This is a genomic window from Lysinibacillus sp. UGB7 (assembly GCF_049058285.1).
Taxonomy (GTDB): domain Bacteria; phylum Bacillota; class Bacilli; order Bacillales_A; family Planococcaceae; genus Lysinibacillus; species Lysinibacillus sphaericus_B.
On the sequence record NZ_JBMGUV010000020.1, the window covers coordinates 76,366 to 101,908 of the forward strand.

Annotated in this window: 21 protein-coding genes and 1 pseudogene; 11 read left to right on the forward strand and 11 right to left on the reverse strand. The window is 38.4% G+C overall.

Annotation, left to right across the window (positions count from 1 at the left end; translation table 11 throughout):
• The first annotated feature begins 159 nt into the window (after positions 1-159).
• Complete coding sequence (serC, locus tag ACOMCU_RS17755; RefSeq protein WP_010859869.1) at positions 160-1,248, forward strand: 3-phosphoserine/phosphohydroxythreonine transaminase; 1,089 nt, start codon at positions 160-162, stop codon at positions 1,246-1,248.
• Positions 1,249-1,683: 435 nt separating this feature from the next.
• Entirely contained in the window at positions 1,684-2,055 is a 372-nt protein-coding gene (locus tag ACOMCU_RS17760; protein ID WP_010859870.1) for a hypothetical protein, read from the forward strand.
• Between the two features lie 208 nt (positions 2,056-2,263).
• On the opposite strand, the gene ACOMCU_RS17765 is transcribed toward ACOMCU_RS17760, so the two are convergent.
• From ACOMCU_RS17765 to ACOMCU_RS17775, 3 genes are read right to left on the reverse strand one after another with little or no spacing between them, the layout of a single operon-like run.
• Complete coding sequence (locus tag ACOMCU_RS17765; protein WP_010859871.1) at positions 2,264-2,692, reverse strand: Fur family transcriptional regulator; 429 nt, start codon at positions 2,690-2,692, stop codon at positions 2,264-2,266.
• Positions 2,689-3,552: a metal ABC transporter permease gene (locus tag ACOMCU_RS17770; protein ID WP_010859872.1), complete on the reverse strand. Its 864-nt coding sequence runs from the start codon at positions 3,550-3,552 to the stop codon at positions 2,689-2,691. The genes ACOMCU_RS17765 and ACOMCU_RS17770 overlap by 4 nt, the downstream gene beginning before the upstream one ends.
• Positions 3,553-3,566: 14 nt before the next feature.
• Positions 3,567-4,313: a metal ABC transporter ATP-binding protein gene (locus tag ACOMCU_RS17775; protein ID WP_010859873.1), complete on the reverse strand. Its 747-nt coding sequence runs from the start codon at positions 4,311-4,313 to the stop codon at positions 3,567-3,569.
• A gap of 105 nt (positions 4,314-4,418) precedes the next feature.
• Between ACOMCU_RS17775 and ACOMCU_RS17780 the strand changes: the two genes are divergently transcribed.
• On the forward strand, positions 4,419-4,655 hold the full coding sequence (locus tag ACOMCU_RS17780; RefSeq protein WP_010859874.1) for a hypothetical protein: 237 nt from the start codon (positions 4,419-4,421) through the stop codon (positions 4,653-4,655).
• 81 nt (positions 4,656-4,736) lie between these two features.
• Here the strand turns inward: ACOMCU_RS17780 and ACOMCU_RS17785 are convergent, their stop codons facing one another.
• Positions 4,737-5,630, reverse strand: coding sequence for a deoxyribonuclease IV (locus ACOMCU_RS17785; protein WP_010859875.1), 894 nt, complete (start codon positions 5,628-5,630; stop codon positions 4,737-4,739).
• A gap of 12 nt (positions 5,631-5,642) precedes the next feature.
• The gene (locus tag ACOMCU_RS17790) at positions 5,643-6,944 is read right to left on the reverse strand and encodes a DEAD/DEAH box helicase (RefSeq protein WP_010859876.1); all 1,302 of its coding nucleotides are present in this window, start codon (positions 6,942-6,944) and stop codon (positions 5,643-5,645) included.
• A gap of 301 nt (positions 6,945-7,245) precedes the next feature.
• Between ACOMCU_RS17790 and ACOMCU_RS17795 the strand changes: the two genes are divergently transcribed.
• Entirely contained in the window at positions 7,246-8,301 is a 1,056-nt protein-coding gene (locus ACOMCU_RS17795) for a 2,3-butanediol dehydrogenase (RefSeq protein WP_421050910.1), read from the forward strand.
• Positions 8,302-8,398: 97 nt separating this feature from the next.
• Here ACOMCU_RS17795 and kdpC read toward each other — a convergent pair whose 3' ends face one another.
• From kdpC to kdpA, 3 genes are read right to left on the reverse strand one after another with little or no spacing between them, the layout of a single operon-like run.
• On the reverse strand, positions 8,399-9,040 hold the full coding sequence (kdpC, locus tag ACOMCU_RS17800; protein ID WP_010859878.1) for a potassium-transporting ATPase subunit KdpC: 642 nt from the start codon (positions 9,038-9,040) through the stop codon (positions 8,399-8,401).
• 12 nt (positions 9,041-9,052) lie between these two features.
• Positions 9,053-11,116 carry a potassium-transporting ATPase subunit KdpB gene (gene kdpB / locus ACOMCU_RS17805; protein WP_421050904.1) on the reverse strand — a complete coding sequence of 688 codons (2,064 nt, stop codon included), beginning with the start codon at positions 11,114-11,116 and terminating at the stop codon, positions 9,053-9,055.
• 15 nt (positions 11,117-11,131) lie between these two features.
• Positions 11,132-12,826, reverse strand: coding sequence for a potassium-transporting ATPase subunit KdpA (kdpA, locus tag ACOMCU_RS17810; RefSeq protein ID WP_010859880.1), 1,695 nt, complete (start codon positions 12,824-12,826; stop codon positions 11,132-11,134).
• Positions 12,827-13,197: 371 nt separating this feature from the next.
• Between kdpA and ACOMCU_RS17815 the strand changes: the two genes are divergently transcribed.
• The 4 genes from ACOMCU_RS17815 to ACOMCU_RS17830 all read left to right on the forward strand — a co-directional run bounded on the left by ACOMCU_RS17815 (position 13,198) and on the right by ACOMCU_RS17830 (position 18,750).
• On the forward strand, positions 13,198-15,906 hold the full coding sequence (locus ACOMCU_RS17815) for a DUF4118 domain-containing protein (protein ID WP_421050905.1): 2,709 nt from the start codon (positions 13,198-13,200) through the stop codon (positions 15,904-15,906).
• Complete coding sequence (locus tag ACOMCU_RS17820; RefSeq protein WP_010859882.1) at positions 15,899-16,603, forward strand: response regulator; 705 nt, start codon at positions 15,899-15,901, stop codon at positions 16,601-16,603. Before ACOMCU_RS17815 ends, ACOMCU_RS17820 begins: the two co-directional genes overlap by 8 nt.
• Positions 16,604-17,032: 429 nt before the next feature.
• Complete coding sequence (vrrA, locus tag ACOMCU_RS17825) at positions 17,033-17,590, forward strand: VrrA/YqfQ family protein (protein WP_010859883.1); 558 nt, start codon at positions 17,033-17,035, stop codon at positions 17,588-17,590.
• Positions 17,591-17,781: 191 nt separating this feature from the next.
• Entirely contained in the window at positions 17,782-18,750 is a 969-nt protein-coding gene (locus ACOMCU_RS17830) for a 4-hydroxy-3-methylbut-2-enyl diphosphate reductase (protein ID WP_010859884.1), read from the forward strand.
• 130 nt (positions 18,751-18,880) lie between these two features.
• Here the strand turns inward: ACOMCU_RS17830 and ACOMCU_RS17835 are convergent, their stop codons facing one another.
• On the reverse strand, positions 18,881-19,969 hold the full coding sequence (locus ACOMCU_RS17835) for an IS3 family transposase (protein ID WP_421050906.1): 1,089 nt from the start codon (positions 19,967-19,969) through the stop codon (positions 18,881-18,883).
• A 245-nt stretch (positions 19,970-20,214) separates the two neighbouring features.
• Here ACOMCU_RS17835 and ACOMCU_RS17840 point away from each other — a divergent pair.
• Positions 20,215-20,349 (forward strand): annotated as a pseudogene (locus tag ACOMCU_RS17840) (IS5/IS1182 family transposase); the annotation flags it as partial.
• Positions 20,350-20,374: 25 nt separating this feature from the next.
• Here ACOMCU_RS17840 and ACOMCU_RS17845 read toward each other — a convergent pair.
• The gene (locus ACOMCU_RS17845; RefSeq protein WP_010859886.1) at positions 20,375-21,076 is read right to left on the reverse strand and encodes a response regulator; all 702 of its coding nucleotides are present in this window, start codon (positions 21,074-21,076) and stop codon (positions 20,375-20,377) included.
• A 43-nt stretch (positions 21,077-21,119) separates the two neighbouring features.
• Positions 21,120-22,700, reverse strand: coding sequence for an ATP-binding protein (locus ACOMCU_RS17850; protein WP_230491903.1), 1,581 nt, complete (start codon positions 22,698-22,700; stop codon positions 21,120-21,122).
• Between the two features lie 111 nt (positions 22,701-22,811).
• Between ACOMCU_RS17850 and ACOMCU_RS17855 the strand changes: the two genes are divergently transcribed.
• Both ACOMCU_RS17855 and ACOMCU_RS17860 read left to right on the forward strand, forming a co-directional pair.
• Positions 22,812-23,861, forward strand: a complete 1,050-nt coding sequence (locus ACOMCU_RS17855; RefSeq protein ID WP_421050907.1) for a TRAP transporter substrate-binding protein — start codon at positions 22,812-22,814, stop codon at positions 23,859-23,861.
• Between the two features lie 263 nt (positions 23,862-24,124).
• Positions 24,125-25,387, forward strand: coding sequence for a dicarboxylate/amino acid:cation symporter (locus ACOMCU_RS17860; RefSeq protein WP_421050908.1), 1,263 nt, complete (start codon positions 24,125-24,127; stop codon positions 25,385-25,387).
• Positions 25,388-25,543 lie beyond the last annotated feature (156 nt).

The window sequence follows — 25,543 nt, forward strand, 5'->3', positions numbered from 1 at the left end:
GAAGTAGCGCAAACCCTAAAAACGTATCGATTGTGTTTGAATTGTGTGCGTGCCTGGCACTATTATGCTCAAATATTGAGAATTTTATTTTTTCTCTTGAAAATTAAGTTATAATCCTATAAAGTGCATTTATCAAACAAAAATAAGGAGTGTACCATTTTGACACAACGTGCATACAATTTTAACGCAGGCCCTTCTGCACTACCGCAAGAAGTATTAGAAAACGCTCAACAACAATTAGTGAACTTCCGTGAATCAGGTATGTCGATCATGGAGATGAGCCACCGTAGTGCAATTTTTGATGATGTACATAACGAAGCAATTGCTCTTTTGAAAAAACTTTATGCCATCCCCGAAAACTATGAAGTACTATTCCTACAAGGTGGGGCAAGCCTTCAATTCACGATGGTGCCAATGAACTTCTTACAGGCTGATCAAAAGGCTAGCTACGTATTATCAGGCTCTTGGTCTGAAAAAGCAATCAAAGAAGCGAAATTTTTCGGTTTAGCTGTTGAAGCAGCAAGTACGAAAGAAAACAAATACCGCAATATTCCTGCATTGGCTGATATTCAATTCAATGAAGATGATGCTTATGTCCATATCACGTCAAACAACACAATTTACGGTACACAGTGGTATGATTTCCCTGAAACTGGTAATGTTCCATTAGTAGCCGATATGTCTAGTGACATCCTTTCTAAACCAGTTGATATCAGCAAATTTGGTATTATCTATGCGGGTGCACAAAAAAATCTTGGTCCCTCTGGTGTTACAGTCGTAATTATTCGCAAAGATTTACTTGAAAAAGCAAACAAAGAGATTCCAACAATGTTAAAATACACAACACATGCTGACAGTAACTCTTTATACAACACACCTCCGACATTTGGTATTTATATGTTAGGTGAAGTGTTGAAATGGGTTGAATCTAAAGGCGGCGTTGAAGCAATCGCGAAGCACAATGAAGTTAAAGCAAAAGTCATTTACGACGCCATTGACAATAGCAATGGCTTCTATACTGGACATGCAACGCCAGAAAGCCGTTCATTAATGAACATCACTTTCCGTGTCGCTGATGAGGAGCTAGAAAAACAATTCTTAGCTGAAGCAAAAGCAGCTGGTTTCGTCGGGTTAAACGGTCACCGTTCAGTTGGAGGCTGCCGCGCATCTACTTATAACGCAGTACCTTTAGAAGCTTGCGAAGCACTACGCGACTTTATGGTAGCATTCCAAAACAAACATCTATAATTTAACCAGCGGCGAATGATTATCTTAAAGAAATCATTCGTCGTTTTTTGGCATTATTATAACAATCAATTACACCTCTATGTCGTTTCTCCATTCGAATTTTGTATCCCCCATTAAATATTAAAAAATCTAAGTGCTCCATCTCCCACTTTTAAGATGTGTGAAGCTTCTGTGCCTAGCACCCTATTTTCAGTACAATAATACAATTGTTAAACGAAGGTAAACTTTACAAGGAAGAAAGAGGTAGGAAAACAAACTCATTTTATAGCATCCTTATCAGCTTGGGGATTCATACAACAGAATAATTTTTTAGAAAAATATAGTTTTTTAAATGCTTTATCGGACATATTACCAATCTCCTTTCTTTCATAAATCATAGATTATAAGTGTAAGGCCTTAGCTTTACATTTACTATGGAGAAGGGAGGTCTTGTAAATGGAGGATAGACGATATGGAACACATATGAACTGGGATCGTTGCAAATGCCAAAAACCTAGCAATTGTTGTAAAAAAGAGGAAAAATGTCACTGTAAAAAAGAAGACAAATGTCACTCTCATAAAGAAGACAAATGCTCAGACAGATTTGCTAACAATTGCAGAAGTTGTATTTGCGACCAACTAAGAAAATTAGAGGCTGGAACTCTAGTTGATATCTTCTTGTCAGGCGGTGGTAGCTTCCTTGGCTTGACTTTTATCAGCTTCAGTCCGCAAAATTGTTGCGCTTATTTCCTTGAGAATGGAACAGCAACTTCACCGCTTATTATAGACTGTAAAAAAATTGACGCTCTTCGCAGATTGTCTAATTAGTTTTTGAAGAGGCTGTTTAATTAGTCCTTCAAACAACAATGCACGTCTTCCTATATGGTAAAAATCCGCGGGAGTCTACGCGGATTTTTACCTTTGTATTAATAACAGATTACGCTTAGCCTATTTTACAGCTCTTTCGACGCTGGCTGACAACATCGATAACTATTTTTTCACAACCCCTTTTCCAAATAAAAAACCCTGTCAAAGTTTATTTTGACAGAGTTTCGTGCTTACAATTTGGACATTTTCCGTAAATCTCAAATTTATGGTTTTCAATTTCATAATTAGGCAGTTTTTCTCCGAGCATTTCCATCGGGCAAAGATGCAGCTCTTTGACATTGCCACAGTCCATACAAATAAAATGATGGTGATGATGTTCCGACTCGCATTGCATACGAAAATTTCGTTCGCCTGATAATTCCGTTTCTTCTAAAATGCCAAGCTTCACAAAAGTCGCTAGATTGCGATAAATCGTATCAAAGCTCATGCCAGGAAATTCTTTTTTCAGCACGTCTAATAAATCACGAGCGGTTAAATATTTATCCGTTGCCGCAAACATGTCTAATATTAATTCACGCTTATCTGTTTTTTTATAGCCGTTTTCTTTTAAAATTTCCCACGCTCTTGAAATATTCACAGTGCTGCCTCCCCTTGTTTTGCAGATAATTTGAATACTACTTTCTTAACTACGATTACCAGTAATAAAATCAAAATCGAAGTGACTACAATTGTACCACCGGGTGCTAAATCCAAATAAAATGCACTCACTAAACCAATTAACACAGCTGTTTCACCAAAAACAATAGCATAGATGATTGTTTGCTTAAAACCTTTTGCCAGGCGCATTGCTGCTGCAACTGGTAATGTCATGAGAGAAGATACCAGTAAAATACCCACGATTCGCATGCTTGCAGCAATAACGAGCGCTGTTACAATCATAAACAATAGATGTACCCAACGTGCAGGCAGGCCGCTAGCTTTCGCATATTCTTCGTCAAACGACAGCACAAATAATTCCTTAAAGAATAAAAATAAAAAGACAATGACAACAACAGCAATCCCCACAACCACCCATAAATCCTGGCGTGATACAGCTGACACCGAGCCGAATAAATAACTCATTAAATCCGTACTAAAGCCACTTGCAAGTGAAATGAATATCGCACTAATCCCAATCCCACCTGACATAATAATCGGAATCGCTAGCTCTTCATAATGCTTATATAACCGTCGCAAGCGTTCTATTAAAATAGAGCCACTTACCGAAGCCAAGATACCTAAATAGATAGGATTAAGCATAGCAAACATTGCAAACGATTGACTTACATACAAGCTACCTGCAATCCCAGCCAGTGTCACATGTGATAAAGCATCTGCAATTAACGATAATCTGCGCACTACAATGAATACACCGAGAAGTGGTGCAATTATGCCAATTAAAAGCCCTGAGAAAAAGGCGTTTTGTAAAAATTCATAGTTTAAAATTGCTTCAATCATTACGCCTTCTCCTTTTAGTGAATCTTTCTCACGGAATGGCCGTACCAAGCATCGAGCGCATCCTGTGAAATTGTATCAAATTCATTTTTATAGCCATGGAAGTGAATCGTTTGATTTAAACACGCTACATGACTGATACGGTTCGAAACTGTATCGACATCATGTGTGACAAGAATCATCGTAATTCCCTGTTCCCGATTCAATTTCGCTAGCATATCATAAAACGACTGCACATTCTCGTGGTCGATGCCAACGGTTGGCTCATCAAGAATTAGTAGACTTGGCTCACTCACCAAAGCTCGTGCAATAAAGACGCGCTGCTGTTGTCCACCCGACAATTCACCAATATTACGATTCATAAAGTCTTCCATCCCTACTGCTTTTAATGCTTCTTGCACTCTATCTTTTGCATCTCGCGCGGAACGCTTAAAAAGCCCTATTTTTTTTGTTAATCCACTTTTAACTACCTCTTGTACAGTTGCCGGAAAACCTGAGTTGAAGGCATTGGATTTTTGTGACACATAACCAATCCATTCTCGGTGCTTGAATGTTGCACTTGGCTCACTAAATAATTTTATTTCACCCGACATTGGCTTCAGTAAACCTAAAATAATTTTTAGTAACGTTGACTTACCTGAACCATTAGGACCAAGTAATGCTAAAAAATCTCCTTCCTCCACTCGAAAAGAAATATTTTTTAATACTTGTGTATAGTCATATTGAAATGACACGTTTTCAATTTCAATTAACGTTTTTTTCATATCTTCGCTTCTTTCTAATTCAAAATCATTACGATTTACAAGTTGTAATTATAAATGATAGTTCAGTTTTTGTAAAGAAAACAAAACTTAAAAGGAGGGTTAGCTTTGAGTATTCAATTTTTACAGCAATTATCTCAAAGTAGTGATAAGGAAATTGTGGCGATTGCACGTGCTGAAGGCTTTGAAATTAGTAGTTCCGAAGTGAAAAAACTTCGTCCTTATTTAGAGCAATTCTCATTTTCTTGGCTTTTTTTAGGTATTCCTAAAGACATACTTGTAGAAGTCGAAGCAGTGTTGGGAAGAAAACGTTCTCGCCAACTTATAGCCCTATTTACAAAGTAATGTGATGTTTACACGCTGACCATTATAGACAAAGCAAAGCCCAAAATCAGTACATCTACTGATTTCGGGCTTTTTCTTTACCTATCCACGTAATACATCGATCAGTTCAGGTTTGAATTCTTCACTTCGCAACATATCAATTTCGTATTTATAAGGTGCTGACTTTGATTTCGCATCACTATTTAATGGGACAAATGGTGTTTCTAAAATTTTTGGTATCGTCATTAATTGAGGGTGATGCACTACATATTTTAATGCATCGAAACCGATATGACCAAAACCAATATTTTCGTGGCGATCTTTACCGGCACCACGAACATTTTTGGAATCGTTAATGTGCAGTACTTTAATGCGATCCACACCGATGATTTTATCGAACTCATTTAACACACCATCAAAATCTTCTACGATATTATAGCCAGCATCATGCGTATGACATGTATCAAAACATACCGAAAGTCGTTCGTTATGTGTGACACCATCAATGATTTTTGCTAGTTCTTCAAAGGAACGACCACATTCTGTACCTTTCCCTGCCATTGTTTCTAAGGCAATTTGCACGGGGAAATCCTGTGCTAATACTTCATTCAAGCCTTCAATAATCTTAGCAATCCCTGCATCTGCCCCTGCGCCAACATGTGCACCAGGATGCAAGACAATTTGTCTAGCTTCCAAAGCTGCAGTACGTTCGATTTCAGATTGCAAGAAATCGACACCAAGGCGAAACGTTTCAGGCTTTTCTGTGTTCGCAATATTAATAATATAGGGAGCATGCACAACGATATTAGACATGCCATTTTCTTTCATATGCAGTAAACCATTCATAATATTAAGATCAGAGATCGGTTTACGACGTGTGTTTTGTGGAGCACCAGTATAAATCATAAAGGTATTGGCTCCATAAGAGAGCGCTTCTTTACTAGAACCGAGTAGCATATCTTTCCCACTCATTGAAACATGTGAGCCAAGTAGCATCAGTATACCTCCTTATTTTTTGCCGCGTGCCTTTATACGACGTTCACGTTTTTTAATTTTATCCATTTCCCATTTCATGTTACGTTTATAGCCAGGCTTCACTTTCTTCGGCTTACGTACCATCGATTTGGCTTTCGCATCAATTTCATTTTCATGCTTGACGCGATTTTTACGGGCATGACGTTCTTTTAGTTCTGTCCATTCCCCATCTTTTACGTCCTTTTGTACGAAAGGAATACCCATTTTTTCGACACGTGCTAATGCATCCTCATCAGACGGCTCAAATAATGTAATGGCTGTTCCTTTATTACCTGCACGCGCTGTACGGCCAACACGGTGGATAAAGAACTCTAAATCTTCCGGAATTTCATAGTTAATAACATGGGAAATCCCTTGAATATCGATTCCTCGAGCAGCAAGGTCAGTGGCTACAATATATTGATAATCTAAATCGCGAATTTGCTTCATCATACGGCTACGTTCACGTGGCGCTAAATCACCATGAATTTGTCCACACCGAATACCATTTTCCGTTAAATAGCCCGCTACGTGCTCAGCTGTTTTACGTGTATTCGTAAAGATAACCGCTAAGAATGGGTTGATGCCTTCAAGAACATCTAGTAAACGTTTGTTACGTGATTTTGAACGAATTGGTACTAATACAAAGTCAATGCCTTCTGCTACAGGGCGTTTATCGTTCATATGCACGTGAACTGGTGCTTCCATATATTTTTTCAAGAATGGTTGCAAACGTTCTGGAATAGTTGCTGAGAATACATACATTTCAAGCTTGTCCGGCATTTGAGAAGCAAACCCATCGATATCTTCTATAAAGCCCATATCGAAAGCTAAGTCTGCTTCATCCACTACTAAAATTGGTGCGGTATGCACAAATAACGCTTGCTCTTTCACAAGATCACGAATACGTCCTGGTGTACCAACAACGATTTGTGGTTGCGTTTTTAACTTATCAATGGAGCGTTGTTTGTCCGTACCCCCAATAAATAATTTCGCTTGAATATCTGTTCCTTCAATTAGTTGAGTTAATGCATCAAAGATTTGTTGCGCTAATTCACGTGTTGGTGAAGTAATAACAGCTTGTACCTCTTGTTTTGCCACATCGACACGTTGCACTATCGGAATTAAGAAACTATGTGTTTTCCCTGTACCTGTGTGGGCTTGGCCAATTGCACTTTTCCCTTTAAGAATAAGTGGAATGATTTCTTTTTGTATCGGCGTTGGTTCTGTGAAGCCAAGTTTTGCTACTGCGTCCTGCAAAAATGGCTGAAAATTATAATCTGTATATTTTGACATATTTCGTACCTCCTAATATCTAACCTATTGTACCATGATTCGTACATTTAGGTATCTTTACGTTCTATAAACACAAGGATTATCATTAATCTCTTGTTTTTATCACCGTTTCAACGCTAACCCTTATCAAACTTACTTTAAATACAGCTATTATGCAATTAAAAATGTGCTGTGTGTAAAATGTAAAAGAGTGTAGGTAAACTTTTAGTAGTTTTTATGTCAATTTTCACATACTAATGATTTGTAGAATTACCACATGTTATGATAGAAAATGTAAGATAATAGAGGAGGTTGATTTTTGATGAAAGCAGCAAGATGGTATAAAGCAAAAGACATCCGAGTAGAAAACATTGAAGAACCAGCTATTGCACCTGGAAAAGTGAAAATCAAAGTACATTGGACTGGTATTTGTGGAAGTGATTTACATGAGTATGCAGCTGGGCCAATATTTATTCCAGTGGAACAACCTCACTATGTAAGTCAAGACATTGCGCCAATTGTTATGGGCCATGAATTTTCTGGCGAAGTTGTAGAAATTGGTGAAGGTGTTACAAAAGTAAAAACAGGTGATCCTGTAGTTGTAGAGCCAATTCTTGCATGTGGCGAATGTGCAGCTTGTAAGAAAGGAAAATATAATATTTGTAAACACTTAGGATTCCACGGTCTTTCTGGCGGTGGTGGTGGTTTTTCTGAATACACGATGGTAGCCGAACACATGGTACACAAAATGCCACAAGGTCTTTCCTATGAACAAGGCGCTTTAGTTGAACCAGCAGCAGTAGCCTTACATGCAGTGCGTCAAAGTAAACTAAAAGCTGGGGACAAAGCGGCGGTTTTTGGCACAGGTCCAATCGGTCTACTTGTTATTGAAGCCCTTCGCGCAGCGGGCGCATCTGAAATATATGCAGTAGAGCTTTCAGCAGAGCGTGCAGCAAAAGCCATGGAATTAGGCGCTACGGCAGTCATCAATCCAAAAGATGAAGATGCAGTGGCTCGACTGCATGAGTTAACAAATGGAGGCGTAGATGTTGCATTTGAAGTGACAGGCGTGCCTGTCGTATTACAACAAGCCATTGACGCTACTACATTTGAAGGCGAGACGATTATCGTTTCGATTTGGGAATCGGCGGCTTCCATACTACCTAACAACATCGTTCTGTCTGAGCGAAATGTAAAAGGAATTATTGCGTATCGTGATATTTTCCCAGCAGTAATGGAGTTAATGACACAAGGTTACTTCCCTGCTGACAAGCTTGTGACAAAACGCATCAGCCTTGATGAAGTTGTCACAGAAGGATTTGAAGCATTAATGAAAGAAAAAAACCATATTAAAATACTTGTAAATTCACAAGAGTAGCCGGGCTGAAAACTCGCTTATCCATATAAAAGCCGGTAGAGAAGTGACATATTTTCTCTACTGGCTTTATTTTTGTGGCTTTTTCTACATTAGCTTACTAGTCATTTTGTGTCATTTTTTTATATAGATCCACGTTTGCCTTAAGGAAGTTTACTTTGTCCTCACCAAATACACCTAAATCACGACTTTCGGTATTAGCCTTGACAATTTCTCCTATCTCCTCTAGCGAAAGTCCGCTTGCTCGAGCAATGCGCTCTATTTGAATTTCAGCTGCCTTCACGCTGATATGTGGATCCAGACCTGACCCAGAGGCTGTTAACAGATCAGCAGGAATATCTTCACGTTTGACAGTCGAATTAGCTTGTAAAAATGCTGTAATATCCAACTCCATTCGTTTTTTTAGCTCAGGGTTGGACGGGGCATAGTTAAAAGTCCCAGAGCTGATACCACTATAGGCTGTTTCGCCATTTTCATTTGGAATGGTATCTTCTTCTGTATAAACATTATAATTAATAGAAGATACTCGACCCCAAAAGTACTCTGGTGATGTAAAGGCCTGACCTAACTTCTCAGAACCAACTACTTTGCTATCGATTTCTACTAAACTACCGTTTGCCTGATGATAAAATAGCCCTTGGGCAATTCCAGTTACGGCAAATGGATAAAACAACCCACATAATACGAACATTGTAAAAGTAATCATCAGCGCTTGTTTCGAGTTTTCAATAAATTTATGCATATAACTGCCCTCCTATAAGCCCAATATGTGTAATAGTGGTCCGATTAATAAATCAATCACCTTTATACCAATAAAGGGAGCAATTATGCCACCTAGTCCATAAATAAGTAAGTTCTTGTTTAATAATTTGGATGCACTCATAGGCTTATACTTTACCCCTTTCATAGCAATAGGGATTAAAAATGGGATAATCACCGCATTAAAAATTAAAGCTGCAATGATTGCACTTGTTGGCGAATTGAGATTCATGATATTTAATGCATTCATCTCCGGTACCGCTACCATCAACATTGCTGGGATTATGGCAAAGTATTTAGCTACATCATTAGCAATACTAAAAGTAGTCAATGCCCCTCTAGTCATCAGTAATTGCTTGCCTATCTCCACAACTTCGATGATTTTAGTTGGATTGGAGTCTAAATCTACCATATTTGCTGCTTCTTTTGCTGCATTAGTCCCTGAATTCATCGCAAGACCAACATTCGCCTGAGCTAATGCCGGTGCATCATTTGTACCGTCCCCAGTCATGGCTACTACTTTGCCAAGTGCCTGTTCATCCCTTATAACCTTGATCTTGTCTTCCGGCTTACTTTCCGCGATAAAACTATCCACTCCCGCCTCTTTAGCAATAGCAGCCGCCGTGAGTGAGTTATCTCCAGTGCACATGATAGTTTTTATGCCCATTGCTCGAAGCTGATCAAAACGCTCCTTTAAGCCACTCTTTACAACGTCTTTAAGATAGATAACACCTAAGATTTTGTTATTCACTGCCACAACAAGTGGTGTTCCGCCAACAGAAGATACTTGATGAACAAGCTGTTCCAAGTTTGCAGGCATTCTATGACCTGCTTTAATACTTTCTTGTTTGATCGTATCGTAAGCACCTTTACGAAGTATTGTGCCATCCTTCATATTCAGGCCACTCATCCGAGTCTGCGCTGTAAACGGAATATGCTCACTTGATTGAATAACATGCTCTTCCACTTTTGTCTCCACACCTAAATCATAAGCCAATGATACTATCGACTTACCTTCTGGTGTATCATCTGTTAGTGAGCTAAGCCATGCAGCTCGCATCAATTCCCTTTGGTCGACACCTTTCACAGGTAAAAATTCAGATGCCATGCGATTGCCATACGTTATAGTTCCTGTTTTGTCTAATATCAGCGTATCTACATCACCACAAGCTTCCACAGCTCTTCCTGACATAGCAATGACATTAAATTGTGTCACCCGGTCCATTCCTGCAATCCCAATCGCAGACAGCAATCCACCAATCGTTGTCGGTATTAAACACACTGTAAGTGCAATCAACGTAGCAATTGAAATATGCACATTTAAATACGCAGTCATTGGATAAAGTGTAACGACCACTAATAAGAAGATCATCGTTAAACTTACTAAAAGTGTATTCAGGGCAATTTCATTGGGCGTTTTTTTACGACTAGCACCTTCTATGAGCATAATCATTTTATCTAAAAAGGACTCCCCAGGCAGTGAGCTGATTACAATCATTAGCCAATCACTTGTTACAGTAGTTCCCCCAGTTACAGAACAAAAATCACCACCACGCTCTTTCACAACGGGTGCAGATTCACCTGTGATGGCTGATTCATCAACTGTGGCAATGCCATCAATTACTTCGCCATCATTGGGAATAACTTCACCTGCCTGAACTAACACAATATCTCCTTTTTTAAGTTCGTGAGCCTGTTTCATGATTTCTGAGCCGTCTTCTAAAAGGACACGTGCTTGTGTAACTGTATTTGTCTTTTTTAACGTTTGTACCTGTGCCTTCCCCCTGCCCTCAGCAATAGACTCTGCGAAATTAGCAAAAAGAATCGTAATGAAGAGAATAATCGCGACAATGGCATTATAAAGCCGATCATGTTCTCCTTCCCCACTTCCTAGAAGGCTAGGGAAAATCGTTAACAATAGAACAAATAAAAAACCAATCTCGACTACGAACATAACAGGATTTTTGATCATATATACTGGATTAAATTTTTTAAATGACTCTATCATAGAGCTTTTCAGCATATCACTCGTAATAAAACTTTTTCTTGCCGTTTCCATAAGTGACTCTCCTCATCAAGAATATATTTGTAAATGTTCTGTAATTGGGCCAAGTGCCAATGCAGGTAAAAATGTTAAAGCGCCAATCATCAGTACAATGGCAACAAGTAAGATTGTAAAGGTCGTATTGTCGGTTTTCAATGTGCCCACCGAATCACCATGCCACATTTTTTTAGCCAAAAGTGATGCAATAGCTAGTTGAATAATAATCGTTAGATAGCGCCCAAAGAACATCGCTAGACCTGTCGTAACATTCCAAAAGGTCGTATTATCAGCTAACCCTTCAAAGCCCGAGCCATTATTGGCAGAAGCTGAAGCAAATTCATATAGTACTTGAGATAATCCATGTGCCCCCGGATTCGTTATGCCTGCCACGCCAGTTGTAGTGGCAACTGCCAGTGCTGAAAATAACAAAATAATGGCAGGATGTATTAAAATACAAAGTGCTATTAACTTCATTTCCTTTTCCTCAATTTTCTTCCCTAAAAACTGAGGTGTTCGACCAATCATTAGGCAGGCAATGAAAATCGTCAATATCACATACATCATCATGTTCATCAGCCCGACTCCTTTGCCTCCAAATACTACGTTTAACATCATGTTAAACATCGGCACAAGTCCACCAATTGGCGTTAACGTGTCATGCATATTATTAACAGATCCTGTTGTAAAAGCAGTTGTTACCGTTGTGAATAACGCAGATTGCGCGATACCAAAGCGCATCTCTTTCCCTTCCATACTGCCAAGTTCCTGTGAAATGCCAAGCTCACTAATGATTGGATTACCCGTGCGCTCGGCTACATAGACAGTAACTAGCCCCATAAGGAACAGCATACTCATGGCAACAAAAATAGATAGCCCTTGCTTGCCAAATATTGTTTTCCTTTTTCTATAAGCAACCATCAAGCTAAAAGCTACAACACAAGCCCCAGGCAACAACATCATAGAAAGCATTTCAATTATGTTAGAAATAACCGTAGGGTTTTCAAAAGGCGTTGTCGAATTAGCACCATTAAAACCACCACCATTTGTACCTACGTGTTTAATAGATTCAAGCGATGCCACAGGCCCTAGCGCAATATCCTGAAACTTTCCTTCAATCGTTTCCACAGTCTTGTTCGAACTTAAAGTTTGAGGCGAGCCTTGCGATACTAAAATGATTGCAACTAGCATTGAAATTGGCATTAGTACACGTGTAATGACACGTACAAAATCTATAAAAAAATTACCTAATGTATCAGTTTTAGCTACTAAACGACGACAGAATGCCATGCAGGCTGCATAGCCAGTAGCAGCAGACGTAAACATCATAAATATAATCACCAGCATCTGAGACAAATAACTAAGTCCTGATTCACCACTATAGTGCTGAAGGTTGGTATTAGTCATAAATGAAATGATTGTATTAAAGGAAAGTGTAGCTTCCATATTGTCAATATCATTTGGGTTTAATAACAAAACCGATTGAATCCGTAATAGAATATAGCCAATAAACACCATAAAAGCATTTGACAGTATTAATGTCAGCACATATTGTTTTCCTGTCATATCGACTTGCTTAATACCACATATTTTATAAATAGCACCATCGACTTTATCCAATACTGGATCAAGCCATGTTTTTTTTTGCATCGTTACTCGAAAAAGATAATGGCCCGCTAATATGACAAGCGGTAAATAAATGATTAAAACAATGGCAATTTGCCACATACCCTACCCCTCCTAAAAGCCTATTAATAGTTATCTGGATACAATAATGCATGCCCCAGATAACCAAAAAGCAATACAATCGTAATTCCCATGACTATCCACATACTGATTCCTCCTTTATTTTTCATTGACTAGCTTATAGCACCAAGCCGTTAACGCATAAAGACTGGCAAAACAAATAATCAGCAAGCCAATCATTAAAAGATCCATCAATCGAAACTCACCCTTCCTGCTATTTGATGTTTTCATCATACTGACTTTCAAATTAATGTAGTGTTAGGAAATAGCCTCTTGGTATTAAGAAATCATAAAGGTGAAATCTTTATACTTTCTTAATGGAAGTTAGCGCTATAATACAAATGAGGTGAAGGATGATGGAAGATGTACGCCTCTCTCCAGAGACGTTTTTAGCGAAGATACGTGAGGAAGACGCCACTGCTGGTAAACTAAAGATATTTCTTGGTTATGCCGCTGGCGTAGGAAAAACTTATGCTATGCTTGACGCTGCACATCAAGCAAAGCAATTAGGAAAAGACGTGGTGATTGGCTATGTGGAGCCACATCCTCGTCCTGAAACATTAGCTTTAATGGAAGGGCTTGAACAAATACCAACCAGAAAAATCAATTACAAAGGGAAAATCTTTCAAGAATTAGATATCGATGCGGTACTTAAACGTAAACCAGAGATTATCTTAATCGATGAGCTAGCCCATACAAATGTTCCGACTATGCGCCATTTAAAGCGTTTTGGGGATGTAGAAGAATTACTTGCAAAAGGTATTCATGTTTATACAACTGTCAACATTCAACATATTGAAAGTCTCCAGGATATAGTTGAAGAAATTACAGGCGTAAGAGTGCGAGAACGTATACCTGATTACTTAATTGATCACGCAGCTCTAATAAAAATTGTAGATATAGAACCAGATGAGTTAATCCAACGTCTAATAGAAGGAAAAATTTATCATATCCAACAAGCAAAAAAAGCTATGGAGTCTTTTTTCCGTAAAGAAAATTTAATAGCGCTTCGAGAAATTGCTCTTCGAAGAACAGCTGATACCATCAATTACAAACAAGTAATGGATAACCCTTCTTTTAAACAATGTACACACATAGAAGAGCATATTTTAGTTGGTATTAGTAGCTCTCCTACCAATGCCAAAGTGATTAGAACTGCTGCCAGACTCGCACAAGCCTTACATGGTAAATTTACTGCACTTTACGTCCAAAAGGGAAAAGATGACAAGCGGAACGAAGCGAATACCGAACGATTACAACAGCATATCAAGCTAACTGAACAACTTGGTGGGCATGTCGTGATTGTTCAGGAAGACGACGTAGCAGTAGCCCTTGCCAACTATGCACAAATTAGCGGCGTAACAAAATTAGTAATAGGCAGAACTGCTGTGAAAAGGAAATGGTGGCAACCTAATGCTAAAATCAGCGATCGGCTCAATGAGTATGTACCAAACTTAGCCATCCATATTGTACCTGACCATGACAACGAACCAATTTACCTTCCAGAAGTAAGAAATCAACTGACATTTGAATGGTTGGACTTGCTGAAAATGTTTGTAGTATTCAGTTTGGTTTCGCTATTAAGTCTCTATTTCTTCACGATAGGGGTCAGTGATTCAAATATTATCACCATCTACATTTTAGGTGTGTTAATTCTTGCCATCTGGTCGTCTGGATGGATGATAAGCATTATTAGTTCAGTGATAGCAGTGCTCCTTTTTAATTTCTTTTTTACGGAGCCTCGCTTTTCATTTGAAGCTTATCATCGCGATTACCCTATGACTTTTTTAATTATGTTCATTTCAGGAGTCATCACAAGTAGTTTAACGAAAAAGATAAAGAAACAAGCTTCAATTGCAGTTCGAAAATCTTATCGTATGGAAGTACTCCTTGAAACAAATCGAAAGTTACAGCATGCCAAATCAATGGACGATATTATTTACGAGGGTATGTCACAAATTGTTAAATTAGTGGAAAAACCCGTTCAATTTTATGAAATAGAACATAATTTGATAGTCAAATCGATTTTTTATAGAACGAAAAGTATGACAAACAATGAGAATAATGAAATCGCGGCTCTCTTTGAAAATACCAATGAACGAGGTGTCGTAAATTGGGTAGTTAATAATCAGCATGTAGCTGGCGTGACGACAGACATTTTCCCAGAGGTCAATGCTTACTATTTGCCGATTGTTTCTAGTGGTAGTGTAAGAGGGGTAGTTGGTGTAGCTCTTTCAAAAAATTCACCTTTACCTGCATTTGAACGCAATATTCTCCATGCCATTATGAATGATTTTTCATTTGCTCTAGATAAATGGTATTTACAAAAATTAAATGCAGAAGTTGCAAAAGAAGCGGAACTAGAACAAATGAGAGCCAACCTTTTACGAGCTGTATCCCATGATTTACGAACGCCATTGACGACGATTTCTGGCAACGCAGATATCTTGATGACCAATACAGCTGACATTTCAGAAACTGAAAAGCTTCGATTATATGAAGATATTTATAAAAATTCGAAATGGCTTGTACAAATGGTCGAGAATTTACTGGCCGTTTCTAAGTTAGATGATGGGCAGTTTGCTATAGAGATGCAACTAGAGCTTGTAGAGGATATTATTCAAGAAGCATTTTCACATGTTATTCCCATTAACAACACACATAAAATAGCCTACCATGTCGAGCCAGAATTATTATTGGCAGTGATGGATGCACGCCTTATTATTCAAGTAATCATTAATATCATGGATAATGCGTTGACCTATACATCATCGGATAGTCACATAACCTTCATTGCAAAGGAAGTTGGAGAATCCGTACACTTTAGTATCATGGATAATGGACCAGGTATTGATGACGCTTTAAAAGAGACATTGTTCGAGCCATTTGTAACAGGTAAGGTACAACGAAGTGATAGTCGAAGAGGTCTGGGGTTAGGTTTAGCTTTGTGCCAGACTATATTACGATTACATGGAAGTGAATTAACGGTTTCAGACAATAAACCACAGGGGACGATTTTTAATTTTTCACTTAAAAAAGGAGTAATGAATATCCATGAATAAACGAATTTTAGTAGTGGAAGATGATGTGGCAATTGGTAATTTAATAAAAATGACATTAACAACACAGCATTATGCATTCGACATTGAACGTGATGGTACAAGTGCCGTGCAAAAAGTGCTGTCAATGAAGCCGGATGTCATTATTCTTGATTTGGGTTTACCAGATATGGATGGTGTAGATTTTATTCATAAAGTGAGAAGTTGGACACAAACGCCTATCATCGTGGTTAGTGCTCGAAGTGAAGAACAGGATAAAATTAATGCGCTCGATGCTGGAGCCGATGACTATGTAACGAAGCCATTTAGTGTGGAGGAGTTACTAGCACGTATTCGAGTAGCCTTACGGAGAACTGCAAGCGAGCATCATTTAGGTAGTGAGCAGTCCGTATTTGTGAACGGACATTTAGAAATTCATTATTTAGCAAACACCGTGTTAGTGCATGGTGAAGAAGTGCATTTGACACCCATCGAATATAAGCTATTGGTCGTATTGTCAAAGCATGTTGGCAAAGTGCTAACACATAATTTTCTATTGAAGGAAATTTGGCAAAATGTTCTTCAGTCAGACGTTCCAAGCCTACGCGTGTTTATGGCGACACTACGCAAGAAAATAGAAGATAATCCATCTCACCCACAGTATATCCAAACACACGTACGTGTTGGATACAGGATGCTACGTATTAGTGACGACGGCTAATGTTTCAAAAATTTAATGAAGAGTGGATTTCAAAAAAAGACAATACACTTTCACGAAAAATAGTAGCAGGAGTAAAAACTTCTCCTACTACTTTTTATTTTTGTTTATTTTAATAAAAAGGTCCACATCTTTGCTAGATTTTAAATTTTTTTATGTCTTCTTTCATTGACAATACCTACCACGTTAAGTTCATGTATGATTGCTACGTGTTTAAGACATTTCATGTACAGATGCAGCCACTTCTTCAATACTCCCTCCAAGTCAACACATCACATACATCGCGTTCCTGACGCATGAACTGTGGAAATGAAAACATGACGTTCTATCGTGACTTTAAGTGCATTTGTCGAACGCTAATCTAAGTATCTGCATATCATATCTATAATCAGGTATGTCATCAACGATTAACTTGTATGAAAGGAGATCAACATGGTATTTCGACCACCTTATCCGTTTCAAATGTATCCCGGCGGCATGGGGATGCCCATGCAAATGCCAATGCAAATGCCTACACCTACACCAATGTCACCACAATCCTTTTACCCACCCGGAGGCTTCCCTATTCAACCAAGAATGCCAGGTGGCTTTCAACCAAGAATGCCAGGTGGCTTTCCAATGTCTAATGGGATAGGGTCATTTGGAGGACAAATGCCCATGCCACCTGCGCAGGAGCCTTCAAAAATAGGTTCTTTTTTACAATCAGCGAATAGTTTATTTAACTCTGCCAAAACGTATACCCCTTATATTCAACAAGCAATGCCGATGGTAAAAAATATCCCTTCCCTTTTAAAATTGTATAAAGGGTTTCAGGGTCTCCCGGCTGCCGGTGCTGTTGCAGGGGCCAGTGCCGTTGCAGCCGAGGCAGCTACTGCAGGCGAGAAAGTAAGTTCACCTAGAAGTAGGCGTTCTTCACAGCAGAATGCACCATCATCTACACCACGTGAACCGCTTCCTTCTAAACCTCGTATTTTCCAGCCACCTTTGTAGTTTAGAAGTTTTTAATATTGCAAGATAGTAATAAAACAACCTCATATTCTTTCATATCGGTTGTTTAGTCGATACAAAAACAGTCTTGGTGCAATTGCATCAAGACTTCATTGATAGATAGAACGTTTCTTTGTATTCGCCGTGCCTGTCCGTTATAATGTAGATACGTAAGCTTGAAAGGAGTCACAACCATGCAAGTATTAAAAATTAATCCACGTGGCTATTGCTACGGCGTTGTTGATGCGATGGTAATCGCACGTAATGCCGCACTAGATAAATCATTACCAAGACCTATCTACATTTTAGGGATGATCGTACACAATAAACATGTCACTGATGCCTTTGAAGAGGATGGCATCATCACATTAGACGGCGACAATCGCTTAGAAATTATTGAACAAGTTGAAACAGGCACTGTGATTTTCACTGCGCATGGTGTTTCACCTGAAATTCGTGAGATTGCGAAGCGTAAAGGCTTAGTATCGATTGATGCCACATGTCCTGACGTAACAGTTACCCACGATTTAATTCGTGAAAAATCAGCTGAGGGCTACGATATTATTTATATTGGTAAGAAGGGGCATCCCGAACCTGAAGGAGCAATTGGCGTTGCGCCAGACCATGTCCATTTAGTCCAGTCGTCCACTGATATTGATTCTTTAAACTTAACGAATGATAAATTACTTGTCACGAACCAAACAACAATGAGTCAATGGGATGTTGTACATTTAATGGATGGTTTAAAAGAGAAGTTTCCTCATATAGAAGTGCACAAAGAGATTTGTTTAGCTACACAGGTACGTCAAGAGGCTGTTGCTAAACAAGCAGGAGAAGCCGATTTACTAATTGTTGTTGGGGACCCAAAATCAAATAATTCGAACCGTTTAACGCAAGTGTCAGTTGAGATTGCTGGAACACCATCTTATCGTATCGCAGACGTTTCTGAGCTAAAAATCGAGTGGTTAAAAGGGATAAATAACGTAGCGGTTACCGCTGGAGCATCTACACCAACACCTATTGTGAAAGAGGTTATTAATTTCCTTGAGCAGTATGATGATAATGACGAAACAACACATACCATTAATCGGACAGTCACACTTGATAAAATCTTACCAAAAATCAAAACACCAAAGCCTGTTGAGAAAATAATGCCCTACTAAATTTCTCCAACTAAACTTTAAAAAGAAGCTGTCTAAAAAGTGACAAGACATACTTTTTAGACAGCTTTTTCTTCTGGAAAAAAGTTATTTATAGTTAGTTGATCTGACCCAAAAAAGTTAGACAAATATTTTAAGCAGCTTCTAAGATTTGAGTCCGGTATTGTACCGGACTCAGATCTTTTAATTTTGCCTTCATACGATTGTGATTATAGTAATGAATATAGGCATCCAATTCTTTTTCAAAGTGCTCCATACTTTCAAATTCTTGCAAGTAAAGCAACTCAGACTTTAATAAGCCAAAGAAATTTTCCATGACAGCGTTGTCTAAACAATTTCCCTTACGGGACATACTTTGTATGATGGCATGCTCCTTTAATGTCCTTTGATATTTTTTCATTTGATAATGCCAGCCTTGATCGGAGTGAAGGATGACTTGATCTTCAGGTTTTAAACGCTTAACTGCTTGTTCTAACATATCACCTACAAGTTGATAAACCGGTCGTTTCATTACTTTATAGGCAATGATTTCCCCATTGCATAAATCAAGGATTGGTGATAAATAGCGCTTCTCTCCGAATAAATGAAATTCGGTTACATCGGTTACCCATTTTTGATGCATCTTCTTTGCTTTAAAATCTCGCTGGATTACATTTGGGGCAATGCGTCCAACATTCCCTTTGTAAGAGCGATACTTTTTCAATCGAACGAGGCACTTTAAGCCCATTTCATTCATTAAACGGTTGATGGTCTTGGGATCATGAGAAAATCCAAGTTTCTTTAATTCTTTTGTGATACGACGATAACCATAACGTCCTTTATGTTCATGATAAATGGATTGGATAGCTGTCTTCACTGCAGAATATTTATCTTTTCGGTTCAAACGCTTTTCCCAATAATAATAGGTGCTACGTGGAATACCAGCGACTTTGATAAGGGCCACGACATCATAGGTTACCTTTAGTTCATAAATTACTTGCGCTTTGATTTTGGATGTAATTTTTCCTGCATTTGAATTAAGTACATCCATTTTAAACTCCGCAGAATAACTTGTATAGGATTTCTTAAATCCCTCTTCTCCTTGTACTTGATATAAACAGACCCATCCTTGAATCATTTGATAAGAAACCTTATATAAATCTTGAAGTTCCAAATAACTATGTTTCCCCTCAAGGTAAAGACGAGCCATGAATACTTTCTCTTCGGCAGTAAAGTTTGCCATAAAAAAACACCCCTAAATCGTTAGATTTGGTGTCTAACAATTTAGGGGCAGTTCATATTGATTTTAATTTTATCTTTCCAATAATAGCAAATATAGAAGTATCTATATGAACCCATTGCTTTCCGCTACGGCGGACGCTTTTCGTGGGCATGGCTTCAGTCTCCTCGTCGCTAAGCTCCAGCGGGGCCTTTTCACTCATACTATTCTTTGCAGAAGTTGCCGCCTGCGCTCCAATCAACTAGTGTACTTCTATCGGTGACAATTATGAACGTCGCTTTCAAGACTCAGTTATATTTGAATAGATTTTCTATCGCATCTTAAAAGAAATTGCGGATCAAGGATTATTGAGCGCTGACCATGTCTTCATTGATACGATACATAATGACAGGTGTGCAACTCCTTTTACTATTTACTAAAGTAATAATTTATAGGTCGTCCGATGCCTCCATAGTGCACATCCATTGTTATTTCTTCTTGCTTATCTAGATAATCTAAATAACGCCTTGCCGTTACACGTGCGATACCGACGCCACTGGCAACTTCTTCTGCCGAAGCACCGTCCACTGATTGTAAATAATGTAAAACCTTTTCAAGGGTTGAGCGATTAAAACCCTTCGGCAAATTCTTTTCATATTTCAAGACATTTGTATGCTCTCCCTCTTCATAGCCACCATGATAATGGAATAATTGATCGAGCTCCCCTTGTGTTAACGCCCTTTCCGTCTGTATCCTCTGCTTAAAACGCTTATAATTTTCGAGTGTTCCATGCACGCGCTCAAACGAAAATGGTTTCATAATATAATCAAAGACACCGAGATGCAATACCTGTTTCACCGTTTCCATATCATTAGCCGCAGTTACAGTAATGACATCGACATGCATCTTTTGTTCACGAATTTTATGCAAGCTTGTAATCCCATCCTGCTCCGGCATGAATATATCCATAAATACTAAATCTGGCTTGAGGGTACAAATTTGCTGTAAACCTGTAACTCCATTTGCCGCTTGTCCAATGACCTCAAACCCCTCAACCTTTTCAATAAACTGGCGATTGACCTCACGTACCATGGGATCATCTTCTATTAATAATACTTTTATAAGTGTCACTGTCAGCCCTCCTTACACTACGCTTTCACGAAAAAACCTTTTGTTAATGCAGATAGAATGTTATTAAAAAACTTGTGCCTTTATTTGACTCACTAATCACTTCAATATCGCCATGTCCTTTTTGAACAATTTCTTTTATCAAATAGAGTCCAATGCCTCTACCCTTCTTTTCCTTCGTTGAAAAACCATTATCAAAAATTCGAGCTTTTACTTTTTCTACCATGCCAACGCCATTATCTGTGACTAATATCGCAAGTACATCGTCTTCCTCAGCAACTGAAACATGCACAGTTTTTTCTCCAACAGGCATGTCTCTTAATGCATCAAAGGCATTTTCTATTAAGTTGCCAAATAAAATGACAAAATCATGATGATCTAAATTTTTCGGAAATGTTGAGAGATGACTCGCTCGATCAATTTCCAACGTAATCCCCTGTTCTTTTGCATAAGAAATTTTACTAAGCAGCAGTCCAGAAATATTTTCGTTTTTAATACGTTCATTTAGAAAATTGGTGATTTCATCATGTTCTTCCTTCACTTGCGTTAAATAGGAAAGCGCTTGTGCATGATGACCAAGCTGTAAAAGCCCCGCAATGGTATGCAGTTTATTTTTATGCTCATGTGTTTGCACACGAAGAGCTTGTACAAACGCCTTTACGCCCGTTAATTCCTCTGCAAGTTGTTTCACTTCAGTACGGTCCTTAAACATAGCGACAGCTCCAACCGTGTCGCCGTTTACCTGTATCGGAATTCGATTACTCATAATACTATGATCATTAATATATAGCTCACGATTGTAAATTGGACGATCTAATTCTAAAATTTCGGGTAACCGTGTGTCGGGTAACACCTCAAAAATTTTCTTGCCAATTAGCGTCGTATGTCGCCCAGATACCCCTAAAATATCACAGGCCTTTTCATTGAAAATTGTAATAGTCAAATCATTATCAATAGCAATAATTCCTTCATGCATGGCGTTAAATGTTTCCGTTCGTTCCACATACATTTTGGCAATTTCATGCGGCTCTAAGCCAAACATTTGCTTTTTCATGTGAAGTCCTAAAGTATGTGCACCCCAGGCACTAAATAACAATGACAATAGTATTGTAATGAACAGCTCTTTTTGGATCGACTGAAGTAACTCAGCGACCGTTAAAACACTATAACCAACAACGACTACGCCAATTTGGTGGCCATCATTGCTCATAATCGGTACGAAAGCACGTACCATCTCTCCGTATTGTCCATGTGCGATTGATGTATAATAATGTTCAGAAAACGCGGCGTTTAAATCGCCCGACTGAGAGATACCACCAATCTCTTCGGCACTTGGATGCGTGTATTTGCGTCTTTGCATATCGAGCACAACAATATACTGTGCCCCATTTATATCTCGAATTTCTTCCACAACAGGATTAATATACTGTGTTGCCTTTACAAAATCATCATTGGAAATATTGCTTTTCAGTTCTGGCAACTGCGATACTGTTTTTGCCACAAGTAAAGCTTGATTTTCAAGCTTATCTTTCTGCTCATTCATTACAAATCCTAACAAAAAAGTACCACCTATACTAAAGGAAACAATGAGGATAAAAAAAGTAAGAGACATGATTTTTCTCTGCATTGATAACTTATGAAATTTCAAGATCATCGCCTCCCCCTACTATATTTTAGCTTACTCCATATGTTAGAATAACAAAAACATAAGAAAATACGAATCAATCGGGTGTAATATATGAAAAAATTTATTATTGGAACAATAACCACTGCATTACTGTTAACAATTGCAATAAGCATACAGCAAGGTTTACTATTTGCAAAACCTCTCCCCTATGACGATGAACAAAAGGGCTTAGATACACAAATCACGATTCACTTAAGTCATGTTGTTGCTGAAAACACACCGAAAGGGTTAGCAGCAAGTAAATTTGCTGAGCTCGTCGAAGAAAAAACAAATGGTGAAGTCAAGGTACATGTCTATCCAAACGCCTCGCTCTTTAATGATGAAAATGAGTTTAATGCACTACAAAACGGTGAAGTTGAGATGATTATCCCCACGTTTTCTAAAATGACCTCATATGTACCAGATTGGCAAGTGCTCGATTTACCCTATCTTTTCAATACGGATGATGAGGTGCAAAAGGTACTAACAGGCGCAATTGGTGAGCAATTATTAGAAGAGCTTGAGCCCTTACATGTCAGGGGTCTTAGTTTTTGGCATAATGGCTTCAAGCATTTAACAGCAGTCGATTATCCTATTCAAACTTTTGAAGACTTAAAAGGTTTACGCGTACGTACAATGCCTAGCAAAGCCCTTGAAAAACAATTCGAGGCAGTCGGTGCGACCCCCATTCCGATTTCCTTTAGTGAGGTCTTTACTGATTTAGAAGCACACGCTATTGATGCACAAGAAAATACGGCGTCCAATATTTTCTCAAAAGGTTTTTACAAAGTACAGCAACATATGACTTTAACAAAGCATGGTATTTTAGGATACGCTGTGTTAATAAACGAAAAATTTTGGAAGTCACTACCAATAAAAATCCAAAAGGAAATTGAGGAAGCTATGGCAGAAACGACGGATTGGCAATTTGAGCAAGCTGTTCTGATGAATGACACCGATTTACATAAACTAGAGCAGCAGCAAGGCTTTGATATTTATGATATGTCTGAACAGGAGCGTAAACGTTTTAAAGAAAAACTATCTCCTGTCTATGACTATTACCGCGCAAATGTCGAAAATAATCATATACTCGCTGAAATCCAAAAGATTGTTTCTCCTTAATACTTTTGGTCATTTATGATAAAACCTCACTTTGAAGTGGGGTTTTTTCTTTTGTATTATAATAGCTCCCCTAAAAAACCTCTACTATAAAACAGCCTCAAACCCTTGCTATTCTTTGTTTTTAATAGCTATTCTCAAAAAATGAACAAAATGAACAATAGAAACTTTTCGGTCATAAAAACTATTGTCGGAAAATTTCAGCTATGATAACGACATGAAAACGTTCACAAAATATTCATCGACTTTTTAAGGGGGAGAGTTTAATGCGTATAAATTTTAAAAATTTAACTGTACAAGTACTGATTGCAATCGTGCTCGGTATTGTTGTCGGTGCTATGTTCCCAGAATTCGGAGCTAGTTTAAAAATATTAGCAGATATTTTCATCAAATTAATTAAAATGTTAATTGCACCTATCATTTTCTTAACAGTTGTTATTGGGATTGGTAGTATGGGTGACTTAAAAAAGGTTGGTAAAATCGGCGGAAAGGCACTTATTTATTTTGAAATTGTGTCTACGTTTGCACTCGCAATCGGCTTACTCGTTGTTAATGTTGTCCAACCAGGTAAAGGCTTTGATACAGATGCTGCAAATGGTGCAGATGTATCACAATACACGGAGCAGGCCGCTGCTGCAGAGCATGGTTTTGGTGCATTCATTATGCAGATTATTCCTGATAATGTTGTTGGAGCACTTGCTAATGGTGAGTTATTACCGGTGTTATTCTCGGCTGTATTATTCGGTTTAGCGGCAGCTGCTATTGGCGAACCTGCCAAACCAGTCATTAAATTTTTTGAACAAGTAGCCGATATCTTCTTTAAAATTGTCAACATGGTGATGAGAATTTCACCAATTGGTGCATTCGGTGCCATGAGTTATACGATAGGAAATTTTGGGATAAAATCACTTGGTAATTTAGGTTTCTTAATGTTATCTGTATACATTACCATGTTCCTATTTATTACGTTAATCATCGGTGTGATCACACGTTACTTTGGCTTTAGCATTTTTAAATTTATTAAATATATTAAAGATGAAATTTTCATCGTCATTGGGACATCCTCTTCTGAATCGGCGCTGCCTTCTATGATGCGTAAGTTAGAAAATTACGGCTGTTCTAAACAAGTAGTTGGACTGGTTGTACCAACAGGGTACTCATTTAACCTAGACGGTACATCCATATACTTATCAATGGCGGCTATTTTTATCGCACAGGCGTATGGTGTCGATTTGGATATTTGGCATCAGATTACGTTGCTTGCTATTCTCATGCTGACTTCTAAAGGAGCTGCAGGTGTAACAGGTTCTGGATTCATCACACTTGCTGCTACACTTGCTGCATTCCCTATGATTCCAGTTGAAGGTATTGCACTATTAATTGGTGTAGACCGCTTTATGTCAGAAGCCCGCGCCGTAACAAACTTAATCGGGAATGGCGTCGCTGCAGTAGTCGTTTCTAAGATGGAAAAAGAGTTTGACCCCGAACAGGAAAAACGCGCGTTAGCTGGCGAGGTAATGATAAAGTGAAACTTCAATTAGTGGGGGGTTCTTCCCTACTGATTGTTAGTTGAACCAATCGGGCTTTTACGGTCAGTTGGTCGTCCACCTCTTGTCTTTCAACTTGAGGTGGGCGACTTAATGACCGTTTATGCGGGATAAAGTGAAACTTCAATCAGTGGGGGT

Bases quoted from the DNA above. Each gene is read 5' to 3' on its own strand.
- ACOMCU_RS17760 (WP_010859870.1), top strand. From the start codon at position 1,684: ATGGAGGATAGACGATATGGAACACATATGAACTGGGATCGTTGCAAA.
- ACOMCU_RS17770 (WP_010859872.1), bottom strand. From the start codon at position 3,552: ATGATTGAAGCAATTTTAAACTATGAATTTTTACAAAACGCCTTTTTC.
- ACOMCU_RS17775 (WP_010859873.1), bottom strand. From the start codon at position 4,313: ATGAAAAAAACGTTAATTGAAATTGAAAACGTGTCATTTCAATATGAC.
- ACOMCU_RS17785 (WP_010859875.1), bottom strand. From the start codon at position 5,630: ATGCTACTTGGCTCACATGTTTCAATGAGTGGGAAAGATATGCTACTC.
- ACOMCU_RS17790 (WP_010859876.1), bottom strand. From the start codon at position 6,944: ATGTCAAAATATACAGATTATAATTTTCAGCCATTTTTGCAGGACGCA.
- ACOMCU_RS17795 (WP_421050910.1), top strand. From the start codon at position 7,246: ATGAAAGCAGCAAGATGGTATAAAGCAAAAGACATCCGAGTAGAAAAC.
- kdpC (WP_010859878.1), bottom strand. From the start codon at position 9,040: ATGCATAAATTTATTGAAAACTCGAAACAAGCGCTGATGATTACTTTT.
- kdpB (WP_421050904.1), bottom strand. From the start codon at position 11,116: ATGGAAACGGCAAGAAAAAGTTTTATTACGAGTGATATGCTGAAAAGC.
- kdpA (WP_010859880.1), bottom strand. From the start codon at position 12,826: ATGTGGCAAATTGCCATTGTTTTAATCATTTATTTACCGCTTGTCATA.
- ACOMCU_RS17815 (WP_421050905.1), top strand. From the start codon at position 13,198: ATGATGGAAGATGTACGCCTCTCTCCAGAGACGTTTTTAGCGAAGATA.
- ACOMCU_RS17820 (WP_010859882.1), top strand. From the start codon at position 15,899: ATGAATAAACGAATTTTAGTAGTGGAAGATGATGTGGCAATTGGTAAT.
- vrrA (WP_010859883.1), top strand. From the start codon at position 17,033: ATGGTATTTCGACCACCTTATCCGTTTCAAATGTATCCCGGCGGCATG.
- ACOMCU_RS17830 (WP_010859884.1), top strand. From the start codon at position 17,782: ATGCAAGTATTAAAAATTAATCCACGTGGCTATTGCTACGGCGTTGTT.
- ACOMCU_RS17835 (WP_421050906.1), bottom strand. From the start codon at position 19,969: ATGGCAAACTTTACTGCCGAAGAGAAAGTATTCATGGCTCGTCTTTAC.
- ACOMCU_RS17850 (WP_230491903.1), bottom strand. From the start codon at position 22,700: ATGCAGAGAAAAATCATGTCTCTTACTTTTTTTATCCTCATTGTTTCC.
- ACOMCU_RS17855 (WP_421050907.1), top strand. From the start codon at position 22,812: ATGAAAAAATTTATTATTGGAACAATAACCACTGCATTACTGTTAACA.
- ACOMCU_RS17860 (WP_421050908.1), top strand. From the start codon at position 24,125: ATGCGTATAAATTTTAAAAATTTAACTGTACAAGTACTGATTGCAATC.